Below are 15,816 nucleotides of genomic sequence, written 5' to 3' on the forward strand. Positions count from 1 at the left end.
ATTTAACTGTTAATGCTGTAACATTTGGGCTGTAGGGGAGTCTATTTTTGTATCAAGTAATTCTATAATCAAAAATTATTCATCATGAAAAAAACAATCCTTGCGCTAACAGCTATTTGCATGTTAGTTGCTAATGGCATTTCTGCCAACGAACCCTCCTTAGCAGGTAGTACCGATGTTTACTCGGTTGCATTTGAGCCAAACACCTTTTGTAAAGCCATAATGAAAGGTGATGTTGAAACTGTAAAAAAACTAATTGAGTTGGGTGAGGACGTCAACAGAAAATCACTGGGAATGACACCAGCTCATTTTGCTGCTCGTTACAATCAACCCGAGATTTTGAAACTTCTGATTGAAAACGGAGCCAACCTAAAGAAAAGATCTGACAAGGGGTATACAGCCAAAAGATATGCTGAAATGTCCAATGCCACACAGGCCCTGGAGGTCATTGAAAACGCTATGAAAAAATAAACAGGAGTTTATTCATCCAAAAAAGGCCCATCCTTAAGGATGGGCCTTTTTGTTCATTTACATTTAGTGTTCTTGTAAAAGAGTAAAGCCTTAAGGTTTAAAAATCAAAACCTGTGAATGCTCTATAAAGAAAAGCATATAATGCCATCAAAAACAAAATGGCGCAAAATATTGAATATCCCTTTAATAAAACAACCACGTAACTGGGCTTGCAGTCGTCAAATGCCTCATTGTAGAGGTGCTTAAAATGTAATAGTGTTCCCATGTGTTCTCCTCTTTAGATAGCACAAATGGGCAAAAAGAAAATAGTTGAGATTTGGGGGTCGTTCAAAGGTAGTGAAATCCAGCCAAAACCACTTTTTTATCGATAAACAGAACAAATCATCGACCTGAATATTTTTTGATGGCCTCTTTTATTTTTTCAATACGATTTTCTGGGTCTGGATGGGTGCTTTGAAACTCTGGTACTCTATTTGGTCCCGCTGCAGCTTTTAAGATTTCCATCACCTTGATCATTTGATAAGGGTCATATCCAGATTGAATCATTAACAATACTCCAAGTTCATCACTTTCCAATTCATCACCTCTACCATTCTTTAAAAGGGTATTTTGGCCTATTCCACTGACCAAGCCTCCCATATCTCCACCAACGGAAGCCCCAGTGGCCAAGGTCTGCCAGAAGGTGCTTTCAGCGATACGCTCTGCAGAGTGTCTTCCGATCACATGGCCAATTTCATGCCCCAAGACACCCGCAAGTTGGGCTTCATCGAGTTGAGAGAACAGGGCATAGGTTATAAAGCACTGCCCTCCGGGAAGGGCAAAGGCGTTGATGGTCCTATCGTCTGCCAATAAGTGGAAATCAAATTCATACGGTGTTTCTCTAGCTATGCTATTTCTTACCAGTTTTTGCCCCACGGCATCCACAAGGGCCTGCATACGTTCATCTGGATAAAGCCCCCCGTGTTGCTGTGCCATTTCGCCCCGACTTTGCAGACCAATAGCGATCTCCTGCTCAGCGGTCATGTCTATGTTTTGAATTCTTCCGGTATAGGGGTTTTCCTCTTTGTTGTTACATCTTCGGATAAAGGCAAAGGCCACAATGGCCAATCCGATCAGAACGCGAATTTTCCAACTTCCTCTTCTCATGTGTTAGTGTTATAGCGAAGTCAAGATACAAAAAATGACCTATAGAAGAGCGGGATTAATATCCAAAATATTGTCTTGGATATAGGTCTTCAGGAAGCCCAAGGTAAAGTGTTCGCAGCCCAAGAAATCCTCCTCTCTAAGTAAGTGAACAATATTGAGCTTTCTGTAGGCCGATAGCATGGGAATGGATATAGGGGCGTAACTGTAATGCCATGGCTCATATTTGAATCCCCTTCTTTTAGGTTCTTTGGTATAGACTAGATAGAAACCATACTTTTCCGAATTCTCATCCAACCAAAGCTTCAGGCCTTCATATGGACCGCCACTTTCAAATTTTTCTGGAACCAAAACGTCTCCTGATGATTTAGGATAACCATCAATAATGTCTATGTCTGTTCCCCAATGATGTCTGCTGGTACCCGGTATGGTGGAATATTCAATGATTTTTTCGATAGCATCAAGAGGAGACAGTCCATCTTCATCGGTAAATCGCAAATATTTGCGTTCCCAAATTCCCAGCTGTCTGTAATAGTCCCTAAAACTGGAGACCATTTTAATGTCAAAACCATGTGAATACGCCGCTTTTTTCATTTTGATAAAGGCTTCGTAGGCATCTTTCCTAAGGTTGATTCCTTCGCCAAACAAATCAATATCTGCCTTTCCCATTAATTCTGAGGTTGTAAAGACCGGGTCGTTGAACCTTGTAAAAATTGGAGGTATTGTGCAAGCAAGACCGGAAACAGATGTGGTCTTAATGAAGGTCCTTCTTTTCATAGAAATGATTTTGGACCAAGTTAAGAAGTATTTTTCAGTCTTTTTGGTTGAATCAGCCCATGAAGATTTCCAAAAAACCGCTTATCGATCTAAAAAAAGAAAACCGGTATATTCCAACTCAAGGTCATCGAGGGTAGCCAGATAATAGTAAACTCCCTCGGGCAAACCAATATCTTGGCTCATGATTAAGCTTCCAGTGTTGGAAACACCAGTGAACTCATCCACATAATTACTTTTTTCAAAAACTTTTTGACCAAAACGATTATAGATAAGCACGCTGTTGTTCGGCGAATCAGATAAACCTTCAATGACCAAAAAGTCGTTGAGTCCATCATTATTAGGACTTATGTAGTAGTTGCCCAAAGTTGGGTTATTGACCGCAAAAGTATCCTTGGGTAATGGAACGGTACCAAAAGTGATGGCGGCATAGTCACTTGGAGTAAATGTTTGAGAGGTTATAAACCCTTGGTTGAGGTCACCACCTTGACTTGTATTCCCAATAACCTCCCATCGATTTGAAGATTTACTCCATCCAACTACTAAAATGGACTCAAAAGTGGCATTGGGAATAAGTGATAATGCACTACGTTGGTTCCAGCTGATGGTCACGGTAGCAGGAACACTGCTTTGCAGAACCCAAAATTCCCTATTGGATACAGTTCCAATTTCCCTTGATTTTTCATTTATATTGAAGCTTTCCAAAATTGATGAAGGATTGGAGGGATTTTCAAAGAAATAAGCACAAATGGCCAAAGAAGAATTGGCTTCTGAATCTATCATAAGAGGACGTAATTGATCTTGGTCCCCAACAGGAAAAGAGAAAAAACTTCGGTCCATTATGGCAGCAAACCCCGTTACCTTAGATGTATCATTCTCGCCGGTAAAAAAACCTTGGTCCGAAAAATTGAGAAAGATGGTCTCATCATTTTTTGGGGTAAGTATATTGCCGTCGATGAAATTTACATTGCTACTTACGTTAATGGAATTCTGTAAAAATAGGTTGCTGGTTGTCATTATCTCCAAATCTTGAAAGTCTGGGGGGATACTTCCTTGTACCTGTAATACATTGTTTCCGTAAAAACCAGCCAGACCTTGATTTTGGTCAAAGGCAGCGTCATTGATCAAATTGGTGTGGAATCCTATGTTGCCTCCATTATGGATACGAATAGCTCCACTACCGTTGTACAGACCTTGTTGGGCTTGAACGATAAGGGAAAACAGAAATAGTATGTAGAGGAGGTTTTTCATTAGTTGATTTGCTGCCAAGTAGCTCCGTCACTCTGTATGGTAATTGTCGTGTTGTTGTTGATGGTTGTTTGAGTTGTATTCAGAAGATCTTGATAACTACCTGTGTTAACAAGTCCTCCAGATATATTTTTAATAATGTAAATCCTTCCGGTATTAGCACCGCCTGCGACTGGAAATCCTAAATTGCTTATACCAGCATTTAATAAAACAGTATAGTGTGAATTGTCTAGAGTGTCATCAGTGACAAGAGATGTAATCGGTTTTATAGCCAGATTTACAGTGGTTGCGTCTGCAGAAAGAGCCAGTGTATTTCCGGTCAGTGTAAGGTCTTGTATCTCGTTGGTGTCGTCGTTGACATAGGGCGTGAGGTCCACCTGGTTGCCCGGTGTTGCGGGGTTGCTCAGGGTCAGGATGTTGCTGGCGTCCACACCGATGTCGGAGAGCTCGTTGGTGTCGTCGTTGACATAGGGCGTGAGGTCCACCTGGTTGCCCGGTGTTGCGGGGTTGCTCAGGGTCAGGATGTTGCTGGCGTCCACACCGATGTCGGAGAGCTCGTTGGTGTCGTCGTTGACATAGGGCGTGAGGTCCACCTGGTTGCCCGGTGTTGCGGGGTTGCTCAGGGTCAGGATGTTACTGGCGTCCACACCGATGTCGGAGAGCTCGTTGGTGTCGTCGTTGACATAGGGCGTGAGGTCCACCTGGTTGCCCGGTGTTGCGGGGTTGCTCAGGGTCAGGATGTTGCTGGCGTCCACACCGATGTCGGAGAGCTCGTTGGTGTCGTCGTTGACATAGGGCGTGAGGTCCACCTGGTTGCCCGGTGTTGCGGGGTTGCTCAGGGTCAGGATGTTGCTGGCATCCACACCGATGTCAGACAGCTCGTTTTCTGGATCCCCATCAACCTCTGTTATGTTTAAAGCTGTTTCATTGATCAAAACCCAGTTGGTTCCATCCCACTGCATTAGTTCTCCCGGATTGATTCCATTTTCCAGTTTTACCCTGGTTACAGCATCATCCACAATTTGGTTTGTTCCCACGGAACCTAATCCCATTTTAATTATAGTTATGGCATCATCCGCTATATCTTGGGTATCTACTTGGCCATCTTCAATCTTGGCAGAGTTAATGGCATTGTCTGAAATGTCATTCGTGCTCACTTCACCATCCAAAATTTTATCCGTAGTAACAGCGTTAGGGGCCAATTCATCATTTCCTATCCCTCCGTCTAATACATCAAGGGTAAAAGGATCAATATCGGAGCCAGCTCCAAAGCGTTCTAAAGAACCCCCTAGCCGGGCATCCAATATTTCGTTTCCAACAATGCTATCTTTTTCGGTAATATCAATTACACTTTCATTTTCCAAAACCCATTGAGCGCCATTCCATTTCAATAGATCCCCAGTGTTTCCTCCTCTAGCTAACTTGTCAAAAGTAACTGTGGAATCCTGAAGTTGTAGGCCGGTAATGGACCCTTGTTGGATTTCACTGGCACCATTGATAGAGGTGTCCACAATATTCTCGCCGGTAATCTGGTTGACTTCAAAATTATAGTTGGTATCGGTCTGTGTGACCACTACCGTACTATCTCTGGAAAATAGATTGAACACAGCATTGGTACTTACCGTAAAAGAATTGTCAAATGCTTCGCAGATATTGATCCAACTCGTACCGTCATAATAATGAAGACAGTCTTGGTCTGTATTATAGACTATTGCTCCTCTCAAAGGGGAAAGGCTGCCCATTTGTGCATCTGTAAGACGTGTGATTACCAATACACGTGAAGTACTTTCCAGTTCTAAAACAGAAGTTGGGTCAATGTTTTGAGGATTGTCACCAATTTTAATCTGCCCGCTAAGGGTGTTGATCATAAGTAGGCCAATGATCACAAAAATTATTTGTGTTTTCACAGTGTTTGTTATTTGAGGATTTACAAACGTAAGGGCAAATCTAATCTTATGGGGGGATTATTCTAATTATTACCGTCAAAATACGAAGTTCAAGGGTGAACGGAACGTACCTTTGGTATTGGTAATTTTATAGAATTAACAAAAGTTTAGAACTGGTTTATTTTTTTATATACCCTTCAAAGGTTTTCTTTACCTTGGGCTAAAGGTCAATTTGTATGAGAAACACGATTGCGATACTGTTTTTTTTGATGTTTACTGGAATCTCTTTGGCGCAAGATGGCCGTCAAATACTAAGGGGCAAGGTACTGTACCGAAGCTCCAATGTGCCCAATGAAAATGTAATTAATTCTACCACAGGAGTGGCCACCATAACCAATGATGACGGTGAGTTTGCCATTTTAGTAAGATTGGGAGACCAATTGGTGTTTACGGCAGTAAATTATCAGTTGGAAGTGGTTACAATATCAGCGGAGATTTTAAGAAACAATCGTTTGGTGGTGGAAGTCACTGAAAAGATCAGGGAATTGGACGAAGTGGTGGTTACCCCAGAAAACCAGGAGCGATTTCTTCAAGTGAAAAATGAGGATTTTAAAGAATTTGAATATGAAATCGATCGTAGCACTGAGGTTGAGAACGTAGCAGAATCGCGCACTATTCGAGGAATGCGAGATGGGTTGAACTTTGTGAATATTTTCAAGGCACTCTTCAAGCCTAGCACAACTGAAGGACAAGAAAGGCCAGCGCTAAAGGTAAGTGAGGTATTGCGCCATGTTTATGATGATGAGTTTTTTGTGGCGGATTTGCGATTGCCTCAGGACAAGATTGATGCATTCTTGCTGTATTGCGATGATAAAATTCCATCACAAACCTTATTGCGCAAGGAAAATGAGTTCCAGCTCATAGATTTCTTGGTAACCCAGAGCAAAGCTTATCTGACCACGTTGAATGAAGAATAGATTTCTTTTTCCATTTCTTTTAATATTGGTTTTCAATGCTGCTGCCCAGCAAGATGAGCTCAAGGACCTAAACGGTAGGGTTGTTGCAGAAGGCAGGGATGTAGTAGGGGTTGTGATACAGAATATTTCTTCTAAAAAGGCTGTGATTACCGATGTGAACGGAAATTTTTCCATTCAGGTCCAGCTTAATGATACATTGGCATTTTCGGCGGTGCATTTTAAAAGGAAGATGCTGCCTGTAAATGAGGTGATCTTCAACACAAATTTTATCACGGTACCCTTGGAAGAATTTGTAAATGAACTCAGAGAAGTAGTGGTCCAGCCTTATAATCTATCAGGGGATTTAAACCAAGATGTGTCCAATCTTGACCTTCCAAAAGATGTTGGGGCCGAAGCTTTGGGGCTTCCAAATGCAAATGTTAAAGTAATCACACAAAGTGAACGGAAATTACAAGAAGCATCATCCGGTATGTATTCTCTCAGTCGTCCTTTGGCTGTTGGACTAAACCCGATAATCAATGCTATAACCGGCCGTACCAAAATGTTGAAGAATAGGGTAAAAGTGGATGAAAAATATGCGCGGACCCAACGTGTCCAGGATTTTTATGTGGACTCTCTTTTTGTGGCCACGCTAAAAATTCCTTTGGAAAAAGTGGATGATTTTATGTACTTCTGTGAGGTGGATGAAGAATTTCAAGAGGTGGTTGATTCAAAGGACAAGTTGCTGATATGGGATTTTATGGTGTTAAAAAGCCGGGCCTATAGGGAAAACAACAAATTGGATTAGTCTTTTCTTTGGCATACAGTTTGCCATAGATTCCATGGGAATTATAGAGAGCAAAAATTCCTATAAAAATGTAACATAATTCTGATTATGAAGTCTATTATTACAATGTACGAGAAAAAAACACTGGGAACACTGTTGCTGGCAGTTATATTGATGTCTTTTGCTACGGCACATAAATTCTACGTAAGTGTGACCAATATGGTTTATTCCGAAAAAGATTCTGCGTTTCAGATAACGAGTAGAATTTTCATTGATGATTTGGACGATGTCCTAAAGGAACGTTATGGCATTGAGGCAGAATTGGCCACTCCCGGAGAGGCAAGTATTGCGGATGCCTATATTGAAAAATATTTTAATGCAAAGTTTTCTATAGAACTCAATGGTGAAACAGCCAAATATTCTTTTTTGGGGAAACGCTATGACAATGATGTGGTCGTATGTTATTTGGAGTTGCCCAATGTTAATCTTTCAGAGGTGAAAACCATCGCAGTACAAAATGAAATTCTTACCGATATGTTCGAAGAACAACAAAACATTGTCCATTTTAAATGGAAAGATCAAAAAAAGAGTTTTGTGTTGATTCGGGAGAATAATAAAGGAATGTTAAACTTGTAACGTATTGTTAACAATTGGTTAAAAAAGAGCTATTTTACCACGTTTTAAAATCAAATAGAAAATGAACAGAATCAAGTACTTTTTTGCTTCTGCGTTGTTCCTGATAGGAGCTATGGCCATAGCGCAAGAAGAAGGGGAAGCTAAACCCGAAAGAGAACCAGGCCATTACAACCAGAGCAAATTTAAACAGTTGTACGAAGAGTTTTCTACTCCCAATACTTACAGGTCGGCTTCCGGTGCTCCCGGACCAGATTATTACCAACAGCAGGCAGATTACGTGATGGATATTGAGTTGGATGATAAAAATGCAAAGATCTATGGGGAAGAAACCATTACATATCATAATAATTCTCCGGATGATTTGGAATTCTTGTGGGTACAGCTAGATCAAAATGTCCGGGCAAAGGACTCTAAATCTCCCCTAAGAAATGGAAATGGGGTGAACATTGCTTACACAGCTGGTAATTTTACCCAAACCTATATCACTGAGCCTTTTGATGGTGGTTTCAATATCGAATTTGTAAAGGATGCCAATGGTAGACCATTATCTTACACCATTAATCAGACCATGATGCGGGTAAATATACCCCAGGCCCTTAAAAGTGGTGAAAAAGTATCTTTCTCCATTAAATGGTGGTACAACATACCTGATCATACCGTAAACAGGGCTAGGTCAGGATTTGAATATTTTGCTAAAGATGGCAACCGTGCCTACGTAATAGCACAGTTTTTCCCAAGAATGGCTGTCTATAGCGATGTGGAAGGATGGCAAAACCATCAATTTTGGGGAAGTGGTGAGTTCGCCCTTCCATTTGGAAATTACGATGTGAACATCACCGTACCAGCAGACCATGTATTGGATGCCACCGGTGTTTTACAGAACAGGGACGAGGTTTTCTCCAAAGAGATGATGAAACGCTACAAAGCAGCGAAAAAATCTTATGACAAACCTGTGGTTATTGTAACCCAGGCTGAAGCTGAGGCAGCGGAAAAAGGCTTTTCTGAAAAGAAAAAAACCTGGAAATTCAAGGCTACTAATGTACGTGACTACGGATTTGCTACTTCCAGAAAATTTGTTTGGGATATGCAGGCCGTTAAGATTGGAGGAAAAGACGTAATGGCTGTTTCTCTATATCCAAAAGAAGGTAACCCACTCTGGGAAGAGCAGTCTACCAAAGCTGTGGTACAAACCTTGAAAACATATTCAAAACATACTTTTGATTACCCATATCACAAGGCGATTTCCGTCCATGCCAAAAACCAGGGGATGGAATACCCAATGATTTGCTGGAACTATGGTCGTCCAAACGAAGATGGAACCTATTCAGACAGAACCAAGTATGGAATGATCAGTGTAATTATCCATGAGGTAGGCCATAACTTCTTCCCTATGATCGTAAATTCCGATGAGCGTCAATGGGGATGGATGGACGAAGGTCTGGATACTTTCATGCAATATTTGGCAGAGCAAGAGTTTGGAAGGAACAATCCAGATGTGATTGCACCAAATGAAAAATACCCTTCTCGAAGAGGAGAGGCGGCCAAGATAGTCCCATACATGGGTGGAGATCAAAGCCATATTTCGCCAATAATGTCCAATCCAGAGAATGTATATCAGTTAGGACCTAATGCCTATGGAAAGCCGGCAACAGCGTTGAACATACTTAGGGAGACCATCATGGGGCCAGAACTTTTCGATCATGCCTTTAAAACATACGCACAACGTTGGAAATTTAAGCACCCAACCCCAGAGGATTTCTTCCGTACCATGGAAGATGCATCTGCGGTGGATTTGGATTGGTTCTGGAGAAGCTGGTTCTATACCACGGATTATGTGGATATAGGGGTCAAAGGTGTTAAAAAATACTATGTCACCAACGAGCCTACTGCAGAGATGAAAAAATACATGGAAGATCGTAATCTTTCAGAGTCAGATTTCCCTCCTTTGGTTTATTTGGCGGAAGAGGACAGCGACGATTTTATGCCAGAACTTAAAGGCAAGTCACCTACAGAGACATCACAAAACTTGAAAGAGTTTATGATGGACAATATGACCGAAGCAGAAAGAACTCAGGTAAAAGAACCTAAGTACTTTTATGAGATTACCTTTGACAAGCCAGGCGGTATTCCAATGCCTTTGATCGTGGAGTACACCTATGCCGATGGAACAACGGAAAGTGTTACCTATCCACCAGAAATATGGAGAAAAAATGATGATGAGGTCAGAAGAGTGATTTCTTCCCAAAAGGAGTTGGTAGGAATCGTAATAGATCCAAAACTGGAAACAGCGGATATTGATACTACCAATAATGCTTGGCCTAAGAAAGAGGAGAAGTCGGACTTCGAGAACTTCAAGGAAAACATTAAAGGATAGGACAATACCGTAAAACCTTTGTTAAAGGCCCTGTGATTTCACGGGGCTTTTTTTATTTTCCATATAAGTTCTCATTATATTTGTTTCATGTATTTTCTATTCATCAGCGGTGCAGAAATCTTTTTCATCCTTTTTATTGTGGTGATGGTTTTTGGTGCCGATAAAATTCCCGGAATAGCCAAAGGTCTTGGTAAGGGCATGCGCCAACTTCGAGATGCCACCGACGACATAAAACGGGAAATCCAGAAAAGTGCCGAAAAACAGGGCATTGATACGGATTTTACAAAAGATATCCGAAAAGAGTTGGATGAGGTCAAGAAAAATGTAGATGAGGTTACGGGCGCCGTTAAACGAAGCACCAAATAATCCATGTTACAAAAATTACTGGAATGGGACCGAGAAACATTGATTTATCTCAATGGTCTGGGTGTTGAGACCTATGATACATTTTGGTCCATTATAACCAATATTGCCACCTGGATTCCACTTTTTGTACTTTTCTTAGTGCTGTTGTTCAGAAAGTTTCCAAGGCAAGAGGCAGTTCTTAAGTTTCTAACATTGTCGGGTTTGATTGCCTTTATAACCTCTATCACGTTTCTCACCAAAACATTTATGGCGCGTCTACGTCCAAACAATTCAGAGGACATCAATGATCTCCTACGGATATTAAAAACACCAACAGACTATAGCTTCTTTTCAGGGCATGCCTCGAGCTCTCTGGCCATTACCATGTTAATGTACCTTTTCTTGCGTAAAAGAGTTTTTTGGGCTCCTTTGTTTTTTATTTGGCCTTTACTGTTTTCTTACAGCCGCATTTATGTTGGGGTCCATTACCCAACTGACATCATGGTTGGAGCTTTGGTAGGAATAGCTTCGGCAATTTTTTTCTATTTCCTCTACAAACAGTTTATAGCACCCTACTCAATGTCAAACCATCCCTAATAGGTAAGAGAACCGATTCCACTCTCGGGTCATCTTTAAGCTTTTGGTTATAAGCTAGCAAAGCAGCGGTGGCCTTATCGGATTCTTGAAGAGGTTCTATCACTTTTCCGGACCAGAGTACATTATCAGAAAGAATTACACTACCAGGTCTTGTTTTTTTTAGGGCTGCTTCAAAATAGGCATCGTACTCTACCTTGTGGGCATCAATAAAAACCAGGTCAAAACAATGATCTAATTTGGGTATAATCTCCAGAGCATTTCCAATATGTTGTTTGATGTTGTTTCCGTACCCACTTTTTTCAAAATACCTACGCTGCATATCTTGAAGCTCCTCGTTGACTTCAATCGTATGCAATTTTCCTGTTTTTTGAAGCCCCTCTGCCAAACAGATGGCAGAATAGCCAGTATAAGTGCCTATTTCAAGAATATATTTTGGTGCTATTATTTTAGAGAGCAGGCTCAAGACCCTACCTTGAAAGTGTCCTGTGATCATTCGGGGTCGAACTACTTTCAAGTGGGTTTCCCTGGTAAGTTCTGATAGCAATTCCGGTTCTGGTTCCGAATGGTCCGAAATATATTTTTCCAACAAAGAAGAGAGAAAATGCATGGATATATTTTTCGCAAAAATATGGAAAAGAGCTACATTGTTTTCTCATTTAAACTTTTTACCATTATGCTAACTGATGATGCAAAGATCAGAAATGCGAGACCTGAGGATTTACCTATTTTACTTGAGTTTGAACAAGAGCTTATAAAAGCTGAACGTCCTTTTGATGTTACCATTGATAAAGACCCTATAAGCTACTATGATCTTAAACAGATGGTTTTAGATGACAAAGCCTGTGTTTTGGTGGCGGAGGTTGATGAAAAAATAGTGGCATCAGGCTATGGAATTCCCAAAAGGGCAAGACATTATCTGGATCATGAATGGTATGCCTACCTGGGTTTCATGTACACTCGCCCAGATTTTAGGGGGAAGGGAATCAATGCCAGAATTATCAAGGTTTTAAAACAATGGGCTTCGGAAAATGGTTTCACAGAAGTTCGATTAACAGTCTACAGCGATAATATTCCAGCAATCAAGGCCTATGAAAAAGTAGGGTTCAAAAGTCATCTCATTGAAATGCGATTGGACTGATTTGATTAAAATACTTTCACAAATTGTACTTTTGAAACCAAACCGAAAAGCATGACATTTCAAAATACTTTGGAATTTGCCCAGCAACTTGATGCAGAGGACAAATTGGCAAAATATAGAGAAGAATTCCACTATCCACAGGTAAATGGAAAGGACGTAATCTATTTTACGGGAAATTCCTTGGGACTGCAGCCTAAACGTACACAAAAGTTTGTGGATGATGTAATGAAAGATTGGAGGGAATTGGCCGTGGAAGGGCATTTTTATGCGGAAAAACCGTGGTGGGATTATCATGAGCGTCTTTCCAAATCCCTAAGTAAGATTGTTGGTGCACATCCGGAGGAGATTTCGGTAATGAACACCTTAACGGTGAATCTGCACTTGCTCATGGTTTCTTTTTACAGGCCCACTTCCAAAAGGTATAAGATTATTTGTGAGGAAAAAGCATTTCCTTCAGATCAGTATATGTTGCAAAGTCAGGCTAGGTTTCATGGCTTTGACCCAAAAGATGCTATTGTAGAAGTCAAAAAACGAGAAGGGGAGCATTTTTGGAGAACAGAGGACATTATCCAAAAAATTAATGAAGTAGGAGACGAGCTTGCCCTGGTTTTAATGGGTGGGGTCAATTATTATAATGGGCAGGTACTGGATATCCAAACAATCACAGCTGCCGGACAATCCGTAGGGGCATTTGTAGGTTGGGATTTGGCTCATGGTGTTGGAAATATAGCCTTGAAGCTACATGATTGGAATGCCGATTTTGCCGCTTGGTGCAGTTATAAATACATGAACAGTGGTCCAGGGAATGCCGCTGGCATTTTTGTCAACCAAAAACATCTCAATAAAAAAGATATACCGCGTTTTGAAGGGTGGTGGGGAACAAAAAAGGAGACTAGATTTTTGATGCAACCCGAATTTGACCCTATCGATTCAGCAGATGCATGGCAGTTGAGCAATCCGCCAATATTATCAGTAGCTCCGTATTTGGCTTCCTTGGAGCTGTTTGAAGAAGTGGGTATGGAAGCCCTTATTGAGAAACAACGAAAAATTGTGGCTTATTTGGAGTTTGTTCTGCATCAAATAGACAAGGAGGTAGAAAGCACTTTCGAAATTATTACACCAGAAGACCGTGGTTGCCAACTTTCAGTTTTTTTACATGGAGAGGGTAGGCCCTTATTTGATTACCTCATGAAAAATGGTGTCATTACCGATTGGAGGGAGCCCAACGTAATACGATTGGCCCCTGCGCCGTTTTATTGCTCATTTGCCGACATGTACAACTTTGGACAGATTTTGAAGGAGGGCATACTGCAAAAATCAGCTACCGTATCTTGATTTCAAATAGAGGGAAGGAGTGTTGCCCTGATATTTTTTAAACTGCCTTGAAAAATAAGATGGGTCATTAAAACCCGATCTGTACATAACATCAGTGACGGTGGAATTGGATTCGTTGAAAAACTCAACTGCCTTTCCCGTGCGAAATTCGTTTACAAAGCCAATAAATGTCCTTTTGGTCATTTTTTTAAAGAACCTGCAGAAAGAGTTTGGAGTAAGCCCTACTTGGGCAGAAATTTCACCTATGGAAATATTTTGACTGTATCGGTTGTTCACATATTCAAAAATTTCCTCTAGTCTCCTGATTTCATCTTTTCTATGGCTATCCATGGGAAACGTTTCAAACAATTGCTCATAGGTTCCTTTTTTGGATAGAAAATCAAGCACGGAGAGCAGATTGATCAATTTACCTTGATAGTCCAGATTTTCAAACTTTCTGAAATCATCCCAAAGAGCTCTGTGGGTTTCTTCATCAAAAATCAATACATGTTCTGATTTTTTGACCAACTCCATGATTTGGCCCAGCTCCGGAAAAACTTTAAGTTTTTCCTCCAAAAACTCCTTTTTAAACTGAATTACAATTTCCAGATTGTCCTCATTGTCCTTGTTACCAAAATCGGCATGAGGAATATGGCCACTTAGAAAAACCAAGACCCCATTAGTATATGTCCTTTTTTTGGCTCCAATGTTCAATTGTCCGGCACCATTTTTAACATACACCATTTCGTATTCCGGGTGTACATGCCAACCAGCCGATTCGCAATAGGTGTCGTTTAGATAAGCTTCAATTTTAAGGGAAGCATTTGCATCTAGATTTATGGACTCAAGCATGGGTTTCATAAAGCAAAATTACCATTAATGGATGTGAAAATTTTTATATGAGAATGAAATGTCTTATAATTTGAATAATATCTCGTAAAATTTATTCATATAGCCTTTGTTATTTTGTAGAGATAATAATGCATATGAAATCCCTCTTTTTAATTATTTCAAATCCCCGATACTTTGGTCCAGCGTGGGTCTTTGCCAGTCTTAATATTTGGTTCGGTACATGGGCAGTGTACATTCCAGCAGTAAAAGAAAAACTGGGGATAGACAAGGCCGATCTGGGAATTGCGATTTTTTGCCTGGCCCTGGGGGTTTTTACCTTGTTTCCTTTAGCACCCAAGATTATCAACAAACTTGGAGTGGGACGTGCAACTTGGATTGGAGTACTTACAAGTAGCGTAACAGCATTATTCCCGCTTTTGGCACCAAATTATTACATGCTGATGATCAGCCTGTTCTTTTTTGGAGCTTCCAATGGACTTACTGATATTTCCATGAATACCCTGGTTACCGAAATTGAAAAAGAGGACAAACAAAATTTTATGTCGGCTGCCCATGGCTTCTTTAGTTTGGGCGGAGTTTTGGTAGGATTGGGAAGTTTTTTAATACCAGTCATTGGAAATCCGGCATTGCACATGGGTATCAATGTGGTTCTGGTACTCTTTGTCAACCTTATTTTTTACAAGAAGTATATAAAGATTGTCTCTGCTCCAGTTGAAAAAGAACCTTTCAATATTAAAATATTTAAGCCTTTGTTCTTATTGGGAGTGGTCAGTTTTGTTGCCTTCGGCAGCGAAGGTGCAATTATAGATTGGAGCAGTCTCTATCTGAAAGAGGTGACCATTGCACCTGAAATGCTTATTGGTTCTGGTTTTTTGGCATTTTCCACCACAATGACTCTGGGGCGCTTTCTTGGAGATGGTATTAGTGCCAAAATAGGTTCGGTTAAAATTGTTGCCCTAGGTTCTTTAATAGCCGTTTTGGGTTACATCATGGTGCTTTCCGGAAACACATTTTTAGCCATCATTGGGTTTGCTCTCAATGGTCTGGGTTTTTCAGTAATTGTTCCTGAACTGTTCCGTATTGGTGGCAATGTAAAGGGAATTGAATCCGCACAAGGAGTTTCCTTCATAGCCGGTTCCGGATATTCTGGTTTTTTGGTAGGCCCTGTAGTTTTGGGGTTTTTGGCCGAAAGCGCATCGCTAAAGCATAGCTTTTATGCCCTTTTGGGATGTGCATTATTGGTATTTGCGACTACTTTTATTTTGCGCCGGAACAAATCCAGATAAATATTTCGA

General features: G+C 40.7%; 17 protein-coding genes. 10 read left to right on the top strand and 7 right to left on the bottom strand.

Going from position 1 to position 15,816, the window contains the following annotated elements:
* Positions 1 to 84 precede the first annotated feature (84 nt).
* Positions 85 to 471 carry an ankyrin repeat domain-containing protein gene (locus tag DX873_RS16335; RefSeq protein ID WP_116185563.1) on the top strand — a complete coding sequence of 129 codons (387 nt, stop codon included), beginning with the start codon at positions 85 to 87 and terminating at the stop codon, positions 469 to 471.
* A gap of 97 nt (positions 472 to 568) precedes the next feature.
* Here DX873_RS16335 and DX873_RS19195 read toward each other — a convergent pair whose 3' ends face one another.
* From DX873_RS19195 to DX873_RS16355, 5 genes are all read right to left on the bottom strand, one after another.
* Positions 569 to 736: a DUF6747 family protein gene (locus DX873_RS19195; RefSeq protein ID WP_313777751.1), complete on the bottom strand. Its 168-nt coding sequence runs from the start codon at positions 734 to 736 to the stop codon at positions 569 to 571.
* 116 nt (positions 737 to 852) lie between these two features.
* Positions 853 to 1,617: a M48 family metalloprotease gene (locus DX873_RS16340; protein ID WP_116185564.1), complete on the bottom strand. Its 765-nt coding sequence runs from the start codon at positions 1,615 to 1,617 to the stop codon at positions 853 to 855.
* A 39-nt stretch (positions 1,618 to 1,656) separates the two neighbouring features.
* Positions 1,657 to 2,391 carry a M15 family metallopeptidase gene (locus tag DX873_RS16345; protein ID WP_116185565.1) on the bottom strand — a complete coding sequence of 245 codons (735 nt, stop codon included), beginning with the start codon at positions 2,389 to 2,391 and terminating at the stop codon, positions 1,657 to 1,659.
* 81 nt (positions 2,392 to 2,472) lie between these two features.
* The gene (locus tag DX873_RS16350; RefSeq protein WP_116185566.1) at positions 2,473 to 3,639 is read right to left on the bottom strand and encodes a gliding motility-associated C-terminal domain-containing protein; all 1,167 of its coding nucleotides are present in this window, start codon (positions 3,637 to 3,639) and stop codon (positions 2,473 to 2,475) included.
* Positions 3,639 to 5,543 carry a hypothetical protein gene (locus DX873_RS16355; RefSeq protein ID WP_147296681.1) on the bottom strand — a complete coding sequence of 635 codons (1,905 nt, stop codon included), beginning with the start codon at positions 5,541 to 5,543 and terminating at the stop codon, positions 3,639 to 3,641. The genes DX873_RS16350 and DX873_RS16355 overlap by 1 nt, the downstream gene beginning before the upstream one ends.
* 215 nt (positions 5,544 to 5,758) lie before the next feature.
* Between DX873_RS16355 and DX873_RS16360 the strand changes: the two genes are divergently transcribed.
* From DX873_RS16360 to DX873_RS16385, 6 genes are all read left to right on the top strand, one after another.
* Positions 5,759 to 6,499, top strand: coding sequence for a carboxypeptidase-like regulatory domain-containing protein (locus DX873_RS16360; protein ID WP_116185568.1), 741 nt, complete (start codon positions 5,759 to 5,761; stop codon positions 6,497 to 6,499).
* The gene (locus DX873_RS16365) at positions 6,489 to 7,286 is read left to right on the top strand and encodes a hypothetical protein (protein ID WP_116185569.1); all 798 of its coding nucleotides are present in this window, start codon (positions 6,489 to 6,491) and stop codon (positions 7,284 to 7,286) included. The genes DX873_RS16360 and DX873_RS16365 overlap by 11 nt, the downstream gene beginning before the upstream one ends.
* 87 nt (positions 7,287 to 7,373) lie before the next feature.
* Positions 7,374 to 7,901, top strand: coding sequence for a DUF6702 family protein (locus tag DX873_RS16370; protein ID WP_116185570.1), 528 nt, complete (start codon positions 7,374 to 7,376; stop codon positions 7,899 to 7,901).
* 61 nt (positions 7,902 to 7,962) lie between these two features.
* On the top strand, positions 7,963 to 10,275 hold the full coding sequence (locus DX873_RS16375) for a M1 family metallopeptidase (RefSeq protein ID WP_116185571.1): 2,313 nt from the start codon (positions 7,963 to 7,965) through the stop codon (positions 10,273 to 10,275).
* 87 nt (positions 10,276 to 10,362) lie between these two features.
* Complete coding sequence (locus DX873_RS16380; protein WP_116185572.1) at positions 10,363 to 10,641, top strand: Sec-independent protein translocase subunit TatA/TatB; 279 nt, start codon at positions 10,363 to 10,365, stop codon at positions 10,639 to 10,641.
* A 3-nt stretch (positions 10,642 to 10,644) separates the two neighbouring features.
* Positions 10,645 to 11,217 (top strand): phosphatase PAP2 family protein, encoded by a 573-nt coding sequence (locus tag DX873_RS16385; RefSeq protein WP_116185573.1) that lies wholly within the window; start codon positions 10,645 to 10,647, stop codon positions 11,215 to 11,217.
* On the opposite strand, the gene DX873_RS16390 is transcribed toward DX873_RS16385, so the two are convergent.
* Positions 11,183 to 11,824, bottom strand: a complete 642-nt coding sequence (locus DX873_RS16390; RefSeq protein WP_116185574.1) for an O-methyltransferase — start codon at positions 11,822 to 11,824, stop codon at positions 11,183 to 11,185. The two genes, DX873_RS16385 and DX873_RS16390, sit on opposite strands and share 35 nt — an antisense overlap.
* Before the next feature lie 21 nt (positions 11,825 to 11,845).
* On the opposite strand from DX873_RS16390, the gene DX873_RS16395 reads away from it, so the two are divergent.
* Both DX873_RS16395 and kynU read left to right on the top strand, forming a co-directional pair.
* A complete protein-coding gene (locus tag DX873_RS16395) occupies positions 11,846 to 12,355 on the top strand; it encodes a GNAT family N-acetyltransferase (RefSeq protein ID WP_232520963.1) in 510 nt (169 codons plus the stop codon).
* 51 nt (positions 12,356 to 12,406) lie between these two features.
* Positions 12,407 to 13,690: a kynureninase gene (gene kynU / locus DX873_RS16400; protein ID WP_116185575.1), complete on the top strand. Its 1,284-nt coding sequence runs from the start codon at positions 12,407 to 12,409 to the stop codon at positions 13,688 to 13,690.
* Here kynU and DX873_RS16405 read toward each other — a convergent pair.
* A complete protein-coding gene (locus DX873_RS16405) occupies positions 13,673 to 14,530 on the bottom strand; it encodes an AraC family transcriptional regulator (RefSeq protein ID WP_116185576.1) in 858 nt (285 codons plus the stop codon). The two genes, kynU and DX873_RS16405, sit on opposite strands and share 18 nt — an antisense overlap.
* A gap of 125 nt (positions 14,531 to 14,655) precedes the next feature.
* On the opposite strand from DX873_RS16405, the gene DX873_RS16410 reads away from it, so the two are divergent.
* Positions 14,656 to 15,807 (top strand): MFS transporter, encoded by a 1,152-nt coding sequence (locus DX873_RS16410; protein WP_116185577.1) that lies wholly within the window; start codon positions 14,656 to 14,658, stop codon positions 15,805 to 15,807.
* Positions 15,808 to 15,816 lie beyond the last annotated feature (9 nt).

It is taken from the genome of Flagellimonas nanhaiensis (assembly GCF_003382275.1).
In the GTDB taxonomy this organism is placed as follows: Bacteria; Bacteroidota; Bacteroidia; order Flavobacteriales; family Flavobacteriaceae; genus Flagellimonas; species Flagellimonas nanhaiensis.

Bases quoted from the DNA above. Each gene is read 5' to 3' on its own strand.
- DX873_RS16410 (WP_116185577.1), top strand. From the start codon at position 14,656: ATGAAATCCCTCTTTTTAATTATTTCAAATCCCCGATACTTTGGTCCA.
- DX873_RS16335 (WP_116185563.1), top strand. From the start codon at position 85: ATGAAAAAAACAATCCTTGCGCTAACAGCTATTTGCATGTTAGTTGCT.
- DX873_RS16375 (WP_116185571.1), top strand. From the start codon at position 7,963: ATGAACAGAATCAAGTACTTTTTTGCTTCTGCGTTGTTCCTGATAGGA.
- DX873_RS16365 (WP_116185569.1), top strand. From the start codon at position 6,489: ATGAAGAATAGATTTCTTTTTCCATTTCTTTTAATATTGGTTTTCAAT.
- DX873_RS16350 (WP_116185566.1), bottom strand. From the start codon at position 3,639: ATGAAAAACCTCCTCTACATACTATTTCTGTTTTCCCTTATCGTTCAA.
- DX873_RS16340 (WP_116185564.1), bottom strand. From the start codon at position 1,617: ATGAGAAGAGGAAGTTGGAAAATTCGCGTTCTGATCGGATTGGCCATT.
- DX873_RS19195 (WP_313777751.1), bottom strand. From the start codon at position 736: ATGGGAACACTATTACATTTTAAGCACCTCTACAATGAGGCATTTGAC.
- DX873_RS16395 (WP_232520963.1), top strand. From the start codon at position 11,846: ATGGAAAAGAGCTACATTGTTTTCTCATTTAAACTTTTTACCATTATG.
- DX873_RS16385 (WP_116185573.1), top strand. From the start codon at position 10,645: ATGTTACAAAAATTACTGGAATGGGACCGAGAAACATTGATTTATCTC.
- DX873_RS16405 (WP_116185576.1), bottom strand. From the start codon at position 14,530: ATGAAACCCATGCTTGAGTCCATAAATCTAGATGCAAATGCTTCCCTT.
- DX873_RS16370 (WP_116185570.1), top strand. From the start codon at position 7,374: ATGAAGTCTATTATTACAATGTACGAGAAAAAAACACTGGGAACACTG.
- DX873_RS16345 (WP_116185565.1), bottom strand. From the start codon at position 2,391: ATGAAAAGAAGGACCTTCATTAAGACCACATCTGTTTCCGGTCTTGCT.
- kynU (WP_116185575.1), top strand. From the start codon at position 12,407: ATGACATTTCAAAATACTTTGGAATTTGCCCAGCAACTTGATGCAGAG.
- DX873_RS16360 (WP_116185568.1), top strand. From the start codon at position 5,759: ATGAGAAACACGATTGCGATACTGTTTTTTTTGATGTTTACTGGAATC.
- DX873_RS16380 (WP_116185572.1), top strand. From the start codon at position 10,363: ATGTATTTTCTATTCATCAGCGGTGCAGAAATCTTTTTCATCCTTTTT.
- DX873_RS16390 (WP_116185574.1), bottom strand. From the start codon at position 11,824: ATGCATTTTCTCTCTTCTTTGTTGGAAAAATATATTTCGGACCATTCG.